This window comes from Pseudoalteromonas sp. SCSIO 43210, assembly GCF_054133285.1.
Genome location: NZ_CP087225.1, coordinates 367334 through 383210, shown reverse-complemented (window position 1 = coordinate 383210; position 15877 = coordinate 367334). Strand labels below are relative to the sequence as shown.

Annotated in this window: 10 protein-coding genes and 1 tRNA gene; 5 read left to right on the top strand and 6 right to left on the bottom strand. The window is 37.9% G+C overall.

What is annotated here, in order from left to right:
- Positions 1-396 carry a hypothetical protein gene (locus tag LOS73_RS01615; RefSeq protein WP_457934367.1) on the bottom strand — a complete coding sequence of 132 codons (396 nt, stop codon included), beginning with the start codon at positions 394-396 and terminating at the stop codon, positions 1-3.
- A gap of 165 nt (positions 397-561) precedes the next feature.
- On the opposite strand from LOS73_RS01615, the gene LOS73_RS01610 reads away from it, so the two are divergent.
- The 4 genes from LOS73_RS01610 (at position 562) to LOS73_RS01595 (ending at position 7535) form a co-directional block, all read left to right on the top strand.
- Positions 562-637 (top strand) — tRNA-Ala (locus LOS73_RS01610).
- A 149-nt stretch (positions 638-786) separates the two neighbouring features.
- Complete coding sequence (locus LOS73_RS01605; RefSeq protein WP_457934366.1) at positions 787-2049, top strand: ABC transporter substrate-binding protein; 1263 nt, start codon at positions 787-789, stop codon at positions 2047-2049.
- Positions 2050-2099: 50 nt separating this feature from the next.
- Positions 2100-5273, top strand: coding sequence for a response regulator (locus tag LOS73_RS01600; RefSeq protein ID WP_457934365.1), 3174 nt, complete (start codon positions 2100-2102; stop codon positions 5271-5273).
- A 63-nt stretch (positions 5274-5336) separates the two neighbouring features.
- Positions 5337-7535 (top strand): two-component system response regulator, encoded by a 2199-nt coding sequence (locus tag LOS73_RS01595; protein WP_033038184.1) that lies wholly within the window; start codon positions 5337-5339, stop codon positions 7533-7535.
- A 55-nt stretch (positions 7536-7590) separates the two neighbouring features.
- Here LOS73_RS01595 and LOS73_RS01590 read toward each other — a convergent pair whose 3' ends face one another.
- Positions 7591-8838 (bottom strand): glutamate-5-semialdehyde dehydrogenase, encoded by a 1248-nt coding sequence (locus LOS73_RS01590; RefSeq protein ID WP_007375947.1) that lies wholly within the window; start codon positions 8836-8838, stop codon positions 7591-7593.
- Positions 8835-9941, bottom strand: coding sequence for a glutamate 5-kinase (gene proB / locus LOS73_RS01585; protein ID WP_007375946.1), 1107 nt, complete (start codon positions 9939-9941; stop codon positions 8835-8837). The genes LOS73_RS01590 and proB overlap by 4 nt, the downstream gene beginning before the upstream one ends.
- An 862-nt stretch (positions 9942-10803) precedes the next feature.
- On the opposite strand from proB, the gene LOS73_RS01580 reads away from it, so the two are divergent.
- Positions 10804-12651 carry a cation:proton antiporter gene (locus LOS73_RS01580; RefSeq protein WP_007375945.1) on the top strand — a complete coding sequence of 616 codons (1848 nt, stop codon included), beginning with the start codon at positions 10804-10806 and terminating at the stop codon, positions 12649-12651.
- A gap of 68 nt (positions 12652-12719) precedes the next feature.
- Here the strand turns inward: LOS73_RS01580 and LOS73_RS01575 are convergent, their stop codons facing one another.
- The 3 genes from LOS73_RS01575 to hflC all read right to left on the bottom strand — a co-directional run bounded on the left by LOS73_RS01575 (position 12720) and on the right by hflC (position 15877).
- Positions 12720-13358: a tetratricopeptide repeat protein gene (locus LOS73_RS01575; RefSeq protein ID WP_007375944.1), complete on the bottom strand. Its 639-nt coding sequence runs from the start codon at positions 13356-13358 to the stop codon at positions 12720-12722.
- Between the two features lie 112 nt (positions 13359-13470).
- A complete protein-coding gene (locus LOS73_RS01570) occupies positions 13471-14784 on the bottom strand; it encodes an adenylosuccinate synthase (protein WP_007375943.1) in 1314 nt (437 codons plus the stop codon).
- Between the two features lie 214 nt (positions 14785-14998).
- Positions 14999-15877, bottom strand: coding sequence for a protease modulator HflC (gene hflC / locus LOS73_RS01565; protein WP_007375942.1), 879 nt, complete (start codon positions 15875-15877; stop codon positions 14999-15001).

Below are 15877 nucleotides of genomic sequence, written 5' to 3'. Positions count from 1 at the left end.
TTACAAACAACGTCCTCTTAATTGCACACTCAAATCTCGCCATATAACGTCATTGACTTCGTGTTCGTTATCGCAATACTGACGCTCTTTTAGCTCTTGATTTAATAACTCAACAGCTTGGTCTTCTAGCTGCAACTTTAAAACACTCGACTCTTCAAAATGCTCTTGCTCAATATATTGCTTAACCTCACCACGACTTGGTCTGTTATTAGGACCACGGTCAAGATTAAAGTTTTCACGATGCTTAGCTTTTACTGAAACAATATAAGCAAAAATTTTATTACCTTGCGCATCTTTTTTTTCATGAAACTGTTTGTTGTTTATTTCAAAAGGAGGCCCGTCACTTGACGCACAACCTGCGAGTAAAACCATCATCACTAGAACACTTTTTTTCATGTTTTTTGTCGTTTTAGTTTGTAATTAAGCCGAGTCTATCAAAATTTGTCATAAACAGTAAAAATTAGCGAAAAAATACTTGACCAAATTTATAAAAAAATTTAAAGTTCGTCCCGCTTGGAACTCAGCAGCCAAGTAATTACGTAAATCGTAATTTAGGAATGTGGGGCTATAGCTCAGCTGGGAGAGCGCCTGCCTTGCACGCAGGAGGTCAGCAGTTCGATCCTGCTTAGCTCCACCACTTTCCTAACTCCTCATCAAAAAACAAAAACTATTTTTTCGTAGTGTTAATTACTTTCTTTTCTAACTAATTTTTATAACTTTCAACTTGAGTCTTTACAACTTATTAGCTATATATAATGTCATATGTATTAATGCTTTAGGCTTATCATGGACACCCCTAAGCGCTCAACGTTAAAAAAACTTGCTGTTATTGGTTTGACTGCTGGCGCGATTACGCATGCTCCTTATGTTTTTGCCCGAAAAAAAGTCACTTTAAGAGTCCTTGGTACGCATGTCACATTACAAGATGCTATTCGAAAACAAGCGATGAGCGACTTGGGTATTAATATCGAATTTACACCCGCAGGCAGTGCAGCCGTTTTACAAAGAGCATCAATGGACCCTAGCTCCTTTGATCTATACGAACAATGGTCAAATAGCATAAATGTGCTGTGGAATGCAGGCTCTATACAGCCAATAGAAAAAAAACGACTCACTTACTTTAATGAAATTAACAATCTCACTAAAACAGGAAAGCTCACCGAAAATGCAAATGTTGGTGCAGGCGATGCTCCGTATAAATTATTAAATGTCCAACCCGATGGCACATTAAGCGAGCACGAAAGCGACCACATAAGCTTTTTGCCTTATGTGCACAATGTTGACTCTTTTGGTTACAACACTGATTTCATTAAACCAGGTATAGCTTACGAAACAGAAAGCTGGAGTTGGCTATTAGATGATACGAACCGAGGAAAAGTAGCCATTGTAAATGCCCCTACTATCGGATTATTCGATTTGGCCTTAGCTGCACAAAGCAAAGGCCTCATAAAATTTAATAATATCGGTTCAATAACGCGTTCAGAAATGGATCGACTCTTTAGTATATTACTTGATTTTAAACGCCAAGGTCACTTTAGTGGGTACTGGAACTCTGTGCCAGAATCAATCGAGTTTATGAAGAGCAAACGTGCGCATATAGAGAGCATGTTCTCACCAGCAGTAGCCGCACTTAATAGCCAAGGTGTTAACGTGCGCTTTGCCGCTCCAAAAGAAGGTTACAGAGGCTGGCACGGTGTGATGTGCTTATCGTCACAAACACAAAATAGTGTTAAAGATGCTGCTTACGATTATATGAATTGGTGGTTATCAGGTTGGCCGGGGGCTTTTATAGCTCGTCAAGGTTATTACATTAGCAACCCTGAACGCTCAAAGCCACTACTAAGTTCTTCTGAATGGGACTACTGGTACGATGGTAAAGCAACTGAAATAGACTTACGAAATACCAACGGTGATATAACGATAAAAGCAGGAGAGAAACGAAATGGAGGTAGTTATCTCAAACGCTTCAGTAATGTTGCAGTATGGAACAGTGTTATGCCAACCTACGATTACAGTTTGCAAAAATGGCATGAGTTAATTAGTCGCTAATGAAAATTCGTTCGATAAAATCAAAAATAATTTTAGCTTTGTGCTTACTTATGAGCTTATTAGTACTGCAAAGCTATTTATTTAATTATTCACAAAAATCATTATTAAGCTTACAAAAAGCACAACACAATGCACTGATGCAAAATGAAAGTGTAACGCGTTTAGAAAATGATGTTATTTCACTGCAAAGTCAGGCGATTGCTTATGTTGATAAAGCAAACCAAAATACAATCGAAAAATTCGACCTTTATTTAAATGAAGCAAATAAAAACCTCAATCTCTTAAAAAGCAATTCTGTAGAGCATTCTTTAGAGTATCAAAGTGCACTAAACAGACTTGGTGACTACCTAAGTAACTATCAAGACACGTTCAATCAAATTGTGATGAATCGAACTAAACGAGAGCAACTTTACATAACGCAATTTAAACAACCTATTACAGATCTAAAAATACAGATAACGAAATTAGAAACGCAAGCTTCCCCTAAAAGCAAAGCTATTTTTAGCGATATATTGCTTACTATAAGCAACCTAGAGCACGCGGTAGTAAGTTACCTGTATAAACCTAATTTTGACGAAGCACAAAATGTTAATAAAAACCTTGAGCATTTACACTCAAAATTAGCGAAAGCACCTAGCATAAGCAGTGTCTCCATGAACACGATTACAAACTTAAAGAAAGCCTACAGCCAATTAATGCTGCTGACACGTAGCTACACTTTTTCGATTAATGTTGTGCTTACTGGTATTGAAAACGAATTACTCTATTTAGCTAATCAAGTCAAAAAAACTGAAAAACTGAAATTTAATGAAACTGAAAAACAGCTCAGCTCCCACCTAATAAGCTACACAGAACAAGCGAATTTATTCGCTTTATTAATTACGATTATTGTTATATCAGTCGGCTACTTTATTTTTAGATCGGTCATTAAACCAATTACTCAGTTAACCACTTTACTAAACGATATGAGTAATGAAAAACAAGTTACGCTCAATAAAAACCATCATAATCAAAGCGAGATATCCGCAGTAATAAAAGCAGCAAATATGTTGTATCAAAAAAATCAGCAAACCAAAGAGTTACTGATTGAAACGCAGGCGTTAAATATCCAAATGGAGACTATGAACAAAGAGCTTACAGTTGCGATAGCACAAGCCGAAAGTGCTAACAAAACAAAAAGTGACTTTGTGGCAAATATGAGTCACGAGCTGCGAACACCAATGAATGGCGTATTAGGTATGCTACAGCTTTTAAGAGACAGTACTTTACCTACTAAACAGCAACATTACGCAGACAAAGCATATTCAAGTGCACATAATTTACTGCATATCCTGAATAATATTTTAGATTTTTCTAAACTTGAATCAAAAAAAATAAAAATAGAAGAAATACCATTTACTCTCGACTCTATTGTAAAAAACACAGGCAATTTATTTAAAGATACCGCGAATCAAAAAGGCTTAGCACTTGAATTTAATCTACATGCTGACCCACATTTAGAGCTGATAGGGGATCCATTTCATCTGAACCAAATCATCAATAATTGCGTCGGAAACGCAATAAAATTCACTGAACATGGGAAAATTCAGTTAATTGTAGAAACAATATCCCAACAAAAAAATATAATTGATTTAAGGTTTTGTATTAAAGATACAGGCGTAGGAATTGAACCTGAACAGGTCGAGAAAGTATTTAACTCTTTTTATCAAGGTGATGCTTCTATTACTCGCAAATACGGTGGCACGGGGCTTGGGTTAACTATTAGCCAACAATTTACAAAAGTACTCGGTGGAAAAATTCAAATTCGAAGCGAAAAAGATAAAGGCAGTGAGTTTTATTTCACCTTACCATTTAAACTTTCACCACAACACAGACAAAAAAAACGAGCCTTACTCATTACGCCACAAAAAGAACAAGCTGCCCAACTTGTGTCTTTACTCAGCAGTGTTGGAATAACACCCGAAACAACAGAAGAGCCGCTACGCGCTCTCGCTAAAATATCTCAACCAAGCTCTCCTTTTGATATTGTCATTTTGTCATTGACGCAAGAAGAAGCCAAAAACAGTATTATTCTTCAAAAACTCACTGAAAGCAGTCAGCTATCTAAAAACAATTTAAAAATCATCATAATAATTACAGATACCAATCAGCCTCACACCCAGCCAACACAAAAAAATGTACATATTATAAATAACAGTTACAAACAGTCGGATATCTTAAAATTACTTGCATCTGAAAGCAAAGCAAGCATCACCCCAAAGCCTGATAACTTGATTAAATTTACTGGTATAAAAGCACTCATTGTTGACGATAACCCTCTGAATATAGAAATCACCTCTGCAATGTTAAAAAAATTAGATCTAGACATTGTAACGGCAATGAACGGGCTGGAAGCCGTTGAGTGTGTTAAAAACAATATATTCGACATTATTTTTATGGATATTCAAATGCCAGTAATGGATGGTATTTTAGCCACCAGTAAAATTAGAGAAAATGGTGAAACGCTACCAATAGTTGCATTAACCGCGGCAGTACTTCCTGAGGATAAAAAGGCAGCTATTGATGCAGGTATGAATGACTTTTTAACCAAGCCCCTCATTTTTGATATGCTATTTCAAAGCCTTGAAAAGAATTTATCAACGCCCCAAAGTGGTTTACTCATTAATATCCCTCTAGCACTTGATAACTTAGATAATAATGAACGTTTGCTAAATAAATTGATTACACAGTTCGCGATAGACTATGAAAACTTTATTGTAAAGTTTCAAAAGCTACAAGAAACTAATAATAATATTGAACTTGCCCGCCATGTTCATGCAATAAAGGGTTTAGCGGGCACTTTAGGATTAGAAGTTTTAGAGCAGCTAGCTAAAAAAATTGAATCTCAAATACGTAATAAAGAAGTTGTTTCATTTTCACTGTTTAGTGAGCAATTTGTAATTACTTTGCATGCAATTAAACAGTATCTAACAACTCAACGCCTTAGCGAAGATGTCAGTTTAGAGGGCAATGAAAATGCAAGCGAACTTACAACCCTTATTGATAAAATTTATGAATTAACAATTAACTCAAAGCCAATTCCTAGCGGCTTAGTAAGAAGCTTAAATGGCTTCACTTTGAAATCTCCCCATCCTTTACTCGGACTTAAGTCGGCAATAAATCAATTTGACTATCAATTAGTATTAGAGTTGATAAGCCAATTTCGTGATGACAATTTAAATTAGCCAAGCGTAAAAAACTAAGCTAGATTAGATATTAAAGACTCAAAAGGATTGAATGTGCATTCGATGTATCCGGCTAAAAATACTAGTGAAGCTCAAGATAAAAAACAAAAACCTTTAGTGCTAATTGTTGATGATGAGCCAAACAATCTTCATGTACTAGTTGAAGGGTTACTTGCTGACTATGACGTTAGAGTATCTATTAGCGGCGAACAAGCCCTAGCTTTTATAGAATCAACACGCCCCGATTTAATTTTGCTTGATATAATGATGCCGGGTATGGATGGCTATGAAGTATGTGAAATATTAAAATCACGCCAAAATACCAAAGGAATCCCCATTATTTTTGTGACAGCACTGACCACTGAAGACTCAGAAGAACATGGGTTTGAATTAGGTGCTATTGATTATATCCACAAGCCTTATAAACTTGCTTTAGTAAGAGCCAGGATTCGTACTCACATAACATCTCAGGGTATGTTAGACCGACTTATAGAGAAGAACTTTGACCTGCACGATAAGCTCCTTGAAATAGAATCTCTAGCACAAGAATTAAGTGAAAGAGAAGAGGAGCTTAAGCAATTATCATCTAAACAAAAGCTTTTCTATCAGGCGTTGGTGAGTACTGCCGATGGTGTTGTTATTACTGATTCCGATGGTAAAATAATTGCTGTTAACCCTTCCTTTTGCCGTATCACAGGCTTTACTGAAGCCGAAGCGCTAGATATTAAGTTACATAAACTAAAACAAAATAACCAAGCAGGTATAAGCTTCAATAATGTTTGGCAACACGCTAACAAAGCCGGTTATTGGAGCGGAGAGCTCGTTACGCGTCGTAAAAATGGTGAGCTATACCCTGAATTACTGACACTAAGTATGGTAAAAGGTGAACAAGACACAAATATTCATTTCATTGGTGTATTTAGTGATATTTCGAGTTTGAAAGTAACCCAAGAACGCATTGACTACCTTACTTGGCATGACGAGCTAACCGCTTTACCTAACCGAAACGGTTTTCTAAAGCAGCTAGAACAACAATTACAGCGATGTTCTTTAGACAATAACTACGCTTATATTTATATAATAGACATAGACAGCTTTCACTCAATTAATGATGGCCTTGGTTTGTTAGCAGGCGACAAAGTTCTTAAAGAACTTGCCAATCGTATCCATAATAAACTTGATAAAAAAGACGTTATTGCACGCTTAGGCAGCGATGAATTTGCCGCTTTGAGTAGTGTTGACAAAGGCGTTGGTCGACTAAGATCACAAGAAATTGCAGAACATAAGGCACAAGAGTTATTAAGAGTTATTAACGAGCCTTTCATAATTGATGATCAACAAATAAGTATTACAATTAGCATCGGCACCTATATTTTCCCTAGAGAAGATCAGTGGGAAAATGCGATTGAAACGATCAGAAACTGCGAAGCTGCTTGTTATAAAGCAAAAGAAAAAGGCGGTAATAGAGTCACTTTCTTTGATAACTCTTTTGGTGAACAGGCAAAGCGCCGCTTTGAAATTGAACAAGACTTACGAAAAGCAATATCGCAAAATGAATTAACACTTTATGTTCAGTCTCAATTTGATAGTCAGCAAAAGTTAAAAGGTGGCGAAGTGCTCTTACGGTGGATGCATCCTGAGAAAGGCTTTATTAGCCCCGCTGAGTTTATTCCTATTGCTGAAGAGTCAGACATTATTTATGAACTAGACTCATGGGTACTTACAAATTCTTTGTCGCTTATTCAACAGTTAGATGATCGTCATTCAACACTGAGCTTATCGGTAAATATTAGTGGTAGACACTTTCATGAAGCACGTTTCCTATCATTATTAAAAACTAAAATAGAGTTTTACGAAATAAAACCAAACCAGTTAACTATCGAAATTATTGAAGGCACCTTACTCAATCACATAGAGTCCGCCATTGAGGCGGTACAATACCTAAAAAACTTAGGTGTTCGTGTATCCATTGATGACTTTGGTACGGGTTATTCAAGCCTTACCTACCTCAAACAATTGCCTATTCAAGAATTGAAGATAGACCGCTCATTTGTGTTTGATGCGCCGACTGATAACAACGATAAATTAATTATTGATATGATTGTTAGCTTAGGAAAGCTATTTCAGTTGAAAGTTGTTGCCGAAGGAGTAGAGAATCAGTCCCACTTTGATTTATTCCAAGAGTACCCTGAAGTAATTATGCAAGGCTATCATTTGCATAAGCCAGAACCAGCAAGTGATTGGATAAAAAAATTAAAATAAACCACAAATACAGCAAAGCCGAGCAATGCTCGGCTTTATTACTTACATCGTTAATTTATTCACGAACTTGGCCTTCGCCATTTACTAAGTACTTCTCAGTAGTGAGTGATTCAAGCCCCATTGGACCGTATGCATGAAGCTTGGAGGTCGCTATACCAATCTCCGCACCCAGACCCAATTGTGAGCCATCAGAAAAGCGAGATGACGCGTTAACCATTACTACAGAAGCATCAACACTGCGTTGAAATAACTCTGCGGCAGTTTGATTTTTAGTACAAATCACTTCGGTGTGGTTTGAACCGAACTGTGCAATATGCTCAACTGCTGCCGTAAAGCTTGGAACAACGCGAATAGCAATTTCTAAATCTAGATACTCTTCACCAAATTCATCATCAGCTAAAACGGTTGCGTTATCAAAATATTTAGCTGCAAAACTGTCTGCATTTATTTTCACACCTTCTTGGCGTAATACGACTGCACACAGATTTAAAAACTCATCTGCCACATCTTGATGAACAACTAAGCCCTCTAGTGCATTACAAACACCGGTACGCTGCGTTTTACCATTAAGTAGTAAGTTAAGGGCTACTTCTAGATCTGCATCTTTATCCACATATAGATGACAAACACCTTTGTAATGCTGAATTACAGGAATCGTACTGTTTTCAGTAACAAAGTTGATTAAGCCTTCGCCGCCACGTGGAATAATTAAATCAATACTTTCGCGTTGCTGCATTAACTCCATTAATAGCGCACGATCTGGATCTGGAATCACTGAAATAAGTGATACTGGTAAGTTATGCTTTTCAAGTACGCTATGCATCACACTTGCGATAGCTTGTGAACTTCTAAGTGCTTCTTTACCGCCACGTAAAATTACGCCATTACCTGATTTAAAACATAATGCACCAGCGTCTGCTGTCACATTCGGGCGTGCTTCGTAAATCATACATACAACGCCAAGAGGTACGCGCATTTTACGAATTTTGATACCGTTTGGACGCTCGGTAATATCTCGTAGCTGACCAACAGGATCATCAAGGCTTACTATAACTTCAATGCCTTGTGCCATTGATTCAATACGCTCATCGTTTAACGTTAAGCGGTCGATCATTGAGGCAGCTAAGTTATTGTCGCGTGCTGCGCTTAAATCACTTTCATTTTCTTTTATTATAAATGCTTTTTGCTCTCTTAATGCCGCTGCCATTTCAACTAATACTTGGTTTTTAGTCTCGGTATCGAGTAAAGCAAGTGTATGTGCAGCTTTAGCTGCCTGACGTGAAATGTCCGTAATTAAACTCATGACTTCTCCAATAATGCGATATGTTTTTCAGATATAACTGGTCCAATTGAATCCTGCATTTTTTCGCTGAATTCACTCTGTTCGTTGTCTGCAATAAAGTTTAACAAACAGCTACTGTAATTTGCGGTCGCTTTAGCTAGACGCGTACCGTCTTCACTTCGTACTAAAATGGTATCACCGATAGCAAATTCACCGTGTACTTCAACGATCTCATCGCCGCGAATACACCCAGTTTCACCTTCTAATGACTCATCAAACGACCCATCAACAACAACTTCACCTTGCTCGTTTGCTGTATGTGTCATCCAATGTACAGAATCTTGCATTGGCTTTTCGTATGGCGAAAAAATAGTACCTGGATTTTCTCCAGCTAATAATCGAGTAAATGTTTCTTCTTTAAAGCCATTAATAATATAAGTGGCTATACCGTGTGATGTTGCCTTTTCCGCAGCCTCTATTTTGGTTTTCATACCACCGGTGCCTACAGCACTCGTAGCACATCCTGCCATAGCATAAATAGATTCATCAATTGATTTTATTTCAGGTAATAAAACAGCATCGTCGTGCAAATTAGGATTTTTATCATATAACCCATCAACATCCGAAAAAATCAGTAAAGCATCTGCATCTGCTGCAGCGGCAACCATAGCGGATAAATTATCGTTATCACCTACTCGTAAATCGTCTGTTGTCACAGCATCATTTTCATTGATGATTGGTAGCACACCGTGCTCAAGTAACGTAAATACGGTTTCCCGAATACTTTGATAACGCTCATGATCACGTAAATCACCATGAGTTAGTAGTAATTGCGCAGATGGAAAGTCGAAAAAACGGTCCCACATGGCAATCATTTCTGTTTGGCCTGCTGCCGCCATTGCCTTTTTCATTACAACTGAACGTGGTTTATCTGATGGAAACAAGTGCGCGCCAGCCGCTACCGAACCAGACGAAACTAGGATCACCTCAATACCACGCGCACGGCAACGAACAATAAACTGTGCGATGGTTAATATATAACGTGAACGGCAGCCATCGTGATCCGGTGCAATTAAAGCGCTGCCTACTTTAAGTACAATGCGTCGCCAATTTAACTTTTGCATAAATGCTCAACTTTCCATTTTATTTGCGCTCACTACTCGTGAGCTAAAACTAAGTAGCTAGGTATAAAACCTTGCTTCGAATTTATTTATCGTTTGACAGCACTTTTAAACGCACACGAAAAGGCCAAATCTAAAACGTTGTTTTAAATTTAAGCTCAGATATAAAGTAGCACCCACCCAGTGTTATGAGCAGTACCAATAAGAAAGTTTAAAAGTGTTGTTTATGCATCGCTGTAAAAAGCTGTGTGTGGCTTTTCTATTAACAACATACATAGAGCCTCTAGAGTCTGATACACCAACAGATAGGGTGAAGACTCAAGGACCGAGATTTAATCGCCACGATGGGGATTAAATATTGAAAAGTAATAGTTCAACTCAAACCTTTATTTGTTAAAAAAAATAAACAAACTTGTCCAGTAAAACCATACTTAAGAATTCGGAAAATAAAATTTTAACGTTCAGATACTAATTTAGTATCCAAAACATGATTATAAGCAGTAAAAATGACCGTAGTATTAACGTTCTACTATTTCAACCAACAATCTTAATTAGATAACTAATAATTCGAACTCGAAGTATAATACGCTAAATTACACAGTAAGATCAAGGCTAAAATTCAAACAGAGCTATTACACATTAATAATAAAACATATATTTTCATTATAAATCAACAAGATAATAGTAGTTAATGTGCTTTTATAAAGTCTTTGCATCCAAGATCCAAAATTAAAGATCACTAATCTTTTATTAGCAGCTAAAATTGATTAGTAATATTTGAATTTCCCGTGTATACCCCTGTATTAATAATTAACAAAAGTTATACTTTTAAAATATATCGTCATAAATAAGGAATTCTTAATCTATGTCAGCAATTTATATAGCCGGTATCGCACTTTGCTCTGTACTTGCCCAGTGGGTCGCGTGGGCATTTAGAGTACCCGCTATTCTTTTTTTATTGCTTACTGGTCTTTTACTTGGGCCATTTAGTGGTGTTTTAGACCCTGATGCATTGTTAGGTGATTTACTGTTTCCAGTTGTATCACTAAGCGTTGCAATCATTTTATTTGAAGGTTCACTTACTCTGCATTTCAGAGAATTAAAAGGGATTGGAAAAGTTGTAAGAAACCTTTGCTCAATCGGCATGCTTACTACCTGTATTATTATTAGCCTAAGCGCCTATTGGTTACTTGAGCTTAATTGGCGTGTAGCTGCAGTATTAGGTGCAGTGTTAGTTGTAACAGGCCCTACTGTGATAGCACCGCTATTAAACTCAATGCGCCCAACACAAGACATTGACCGCATACTACGCTGGGAAGGTATTGTAATAGACCCAATCGGCGCATTGTTTGCTGTATTAGTATTTGAAGCCGTAATGCTTGTAGGCCAAGGCGAAGTATTTAGCCACACTATTATTGCTTTAGTTAAAACCCTCGGCGTTGGTTTAAGTATTGGTGTTGCTGCAGGCTGGCTAACAACACTATTAATGCGCCGCGAATGGCTACCATTTGAATTACATAAGTTTGGAATTTTAGCGTTAGTACTCATTAGTTTTTCTGTATCAAACTATTTAAGCCATGAATCGGGTCTTTTAGCTGTGACAGTATTTGGCATTTGGCTTGCTAACCAAGACGATTTAGAAATAGATTCTGTACTTGAGTTCAAAGAAGACTTGTCGATGATATTAATATCAACGCTGTTTATTTTACTTGCAGCACGCTTACAGCTCTCTGATTTAATGATGCTCGACAGCGATGTATTTATATTTTTAGCCATCGTACTTTTTGTTGCACGCCCATTATGTATTGCTATTTCGACCTTTGGTACTGACCTACCAATGAAGTCTCGCTTGGTACTTGCTTGGATAGCTCCACGCGGTATAGTCGCCGCTGCCGTTGGGTCGGTATTTGCACTTAGTATGATGGAGTCTGGTGTTGCTGATGCTGAAAAAATGGTACCTCTCATATTTACAGTAATTATAATTACCGTTGTACTACAGAGCTTAACTGCGATTCCTGTTGCTAAACTTTTAGGTGTACGCCAACCATCGCCAAATACGATTTTGATTATTGGTGCAAACCATGTTGCACGTGCCATTGGCCGAGGCTTAAAAGATCAAAATATTCCTGTTCATTTATCAGACCCAGCATGGGAAAACTGTAGAATGGCACGTATGGATGGCTTAGCGTGTTATTACGGTAACCCGCAATCGGAGCACGCCGAACGCTATTTACCACTAACTACTATTCGCAGTGTACTAGCACTCTCACCTAATCGTCATCACAACGCGTTGGGCGTCCAATATTTTTCTCACTTACTTAATGAGAAAAATGTATTCTCATTGCGCTCTTCAACGTCGCACGCAAAAGCAAATAAAGACAGCGCAACGTTTTTATCACGACAAATACTTTTTGGTGACGAAGGGTCATATGCACGCTTAAGCAGCATTATAGCTAAAGGTGGTAAAGTTAGTTCAACACGTATTTCTGATGAATTTAGCTGGGAGCAATATCTAGAAATGAACCCTGAGGCTATACCACTGTTTATTCTCATTGGTGATAAAGACAGTGATGAGGATACACCAATTAAGCTCAGACCGTTTACAATCAACATGGAAAAACCGCCGCAAGAAGGCGAACGCGTTGTTGCATTACAGCCGCCTAAAATGTCAGTTTTAAAAGACCCGCAAACAAAGGCTAAAGAAGACAGTTAAATACTTTTACAGTCTGTAAAAACTAAAAAACCCTAACTTAAAAAGTTAGGGTTTGTTTTTTAAAGCCATTAAATAGGAAGACGAGCTCGAGCAACCACACTTGCTGGCATTTTTTCAGCTAATTGAGTAAGTGATTGTTCAATTTTTTGATGGGTTGCTTTATCTGCTACCATAGAGTTAAACAACCATCGATACGCATCTTCAAAGTCTCGTGGACTACCAAAGCCATCATTAAATAATTTAACCAAGCGCAATTGAGCTTTTAAATTGCCTTGCGATGAAGCTTCACGTAAATAAGTAATTGCCATCGCTTTATCTTGTTGCACTAATCGGCCAGTGTCGTAGTAACGTCCTAGTTGCTCTAATGCTGCCGCTAAGCCCTGCTGAGCAGCTTTACGCATATAATACACACCTAACTCTACATTGCGATCAACGCATACGTTATAAGCCAGCATATCGCCATATAAAAACTGATAAGACGGTAACGCCATTTTATTGGCTCGTGCTTCTATATCTTGCACTAACTGGCAATCATCAGCCTTTACGCGCTGTAAATGGACATTTTTATTTATCAATGCAATCAACTCAGGCTCAGTGTACAACGGCACAGCAGCAGATGTTTCCTCAGCTAAGCTATTGCCACTTATGAGTAAAGAGAGTGATGTTAGCGATATTGCCAACATTGAATTACAAAATAATAAACGCATATTCGCCACATATAAAAATGATATCTACAAAATACTATACAAAGATCGTTCCAAAGTGAATTTTAGGCACAAAAAAAGCTGCACTAGGCAGCTTTTTTTAATCTAATAGTAATTACGCAAACGGGTTGCGAAGTACCATAGTCTCTACACGATCAGGACCTGTAGAAATAATATCAATTGGAACACCCGTAATTTCTTCAATACGCTTGATGTAGTCAATTGCAGCTTTTGGTAAACCGTCAAGACTTGTTACACCAACTGTGTTCTCTGACCAACCTGGCATCTCTTCGTATACTGGTGTTACTTTATCGTAACCTTCAGCTGCTAATGGCGTTACGTTAGTAACTGTACCATCTTCGAGCTTGTAACCAATACAGATTTTAAGTGTTTCTAAACCATCTAAAACGTCAAGCTTAGTTAAACAAAAACCTGAAATACTGTTGATTTGAACTGCACGGCGCATAGCCACTGCATCTAACCAACCAGTACGACGAAGTCGACCTGTTGTTGCACCAAACTCATGGCCTTTATCGCCTAAATGCTTACCAACTGGATCTTGTTTATCAAGACCATCGTAAAGCTCTGTAGGGAAAGGACCTGAACCAACACGTGTCGTGTACGCTTTAATAATACCTAGAACGTAATCAAGGTTTAATGGACCAAAACCTGCACCCGTCGCAACGCCACCAGCGGTAGTATTTGAAGACGTTACATAAGGGTAAGTACCGTGATCGATATCAAGTAACGTACCTTGTGCACCTTCAAATAAAATGTTTTCGCCTGCTAAACGCGTTTGATCTAAAAGCTCAGTTACATCTACAACCATTGCTTTTAAGATATCAGCAACAGCCATTGCATCATCAAACGTTTTTTGGAAATCTACAGCATCTACTTTGTAGTAGTTAACTAAAGTGAAGTTATGGTATTCAAGAACTTCTTTTAATTTAGTTGCAAATAATTCCGGATTAAACAAGTCACCTACACGTAAACCACGGCGCGCCACTTTATCTTCGTACGCTGGACCGATACCACGACCGGTAGTTCCAATTGGCTTATCGCCACGAGCAGTTTCGCGGGCTACATCTAATGCAACATGGAAAGGCAAGATTAGTGGACATGCTTCGCTTATTAAAAGACGCTCGCGTACTGGTACGCCGCGCTCTTCAAGCATGCCAATTTCTCTCATTAGCGCTTCTGGTGATAAAACTACACCATTACCAATCACACATTTAACATTGTCACGTAATACACCCGATGGAATAAGGTGTAGAACCGTCTTTTCACCTTCGATAACTAAAGTATGACCCGCATTGTGGCCACCTTGATAACGAACTACTAAAGATGCTTTGTCCGTAAGGAGGTCAACTACCTTACCCTTACCTTCGTCACCCCATTGGGTGCCTAATACAACAACGTTTTTACCCATTGTAAATTCACTTAGAGAAAATTAGGACGAGATTTTACCAGAAAACTAAAGTAAAGATCACCCCTGTTCAGCTTATTTTTTCCGCGTAGTTTTTTTTAAACCTAAACGATAGCTAATAACCACATAAATAACAGTAATTTAAACTATTAAATACCCATTAACAAAAAGCCCCGCAAATGCGAGGCTTTTAACTTTTAAATACTTAATGTAAAGCTTATTGAGCTTTAGCACCTTTCATATATTGGAAGAAGTCGCTATCTGGTGAAAGCACCATAACGTCTTGCTTATTTTTAAAAGTCTTTTTATATGCTTCTAGCGAGCGTACAAAACTAAAGAACTCAGGGTCTTTATTATATGCATTTGCATAAATCCCAGCAGCGTCTGCATCACCTTGACCACGTACAGAACGAGAATTACGCTCTGCATCAGCAAGCATAACCGTTACACGGCGATCGACACCGGCACGAATAGTTTCAGCTTTTTCTTGACCTTCAGAACGATGCTCTTTTGCAACGGCAGTACGCTCAGCGCGCATACGTTGATAAATAGAGCTACTGACTTCTTGAGGTAAGTTGATTTGCTTAACACGCACATCAAGTACTTCAATACCTAACTCGCGTGCACTTTCAGAAGCTTGTACTAACGCCTCTTCCATTAACTCGCTACGCTCACCTGATACAATTTCGCGAATAGTTCGCGTACCAAAGTTAGTACGCAAGCCATTATTTACTTTTTGTTCAAGTAACGTTTCAGCATATTGCTTATCGCCACGAGCACGTAAGTAAAAAGTGCTAAAATCGTTTACACGCCATTTTACAAATGAATCAACAATTAAGTCTTTCTTTTCACTTGTAACAAAGCGGTCTGGCGTACCATCTAATGTTTGAATACGCGCATCAATACGTCGTACTTGGCTAAAAAACGGTACTTTAAAGTGTAAACCAGGGCTGTAAACAACAGCACTGTCTTCACTGTCTTTTTGTACTTTGCTAAATAGCAAAACAATTGCTTTTTGCCCTTCAGGTACAACAAAGACTGACGAGAAAGACATCACAATGGCAGCTAATAGTATTACTAAACTAAAGTTTTTCAT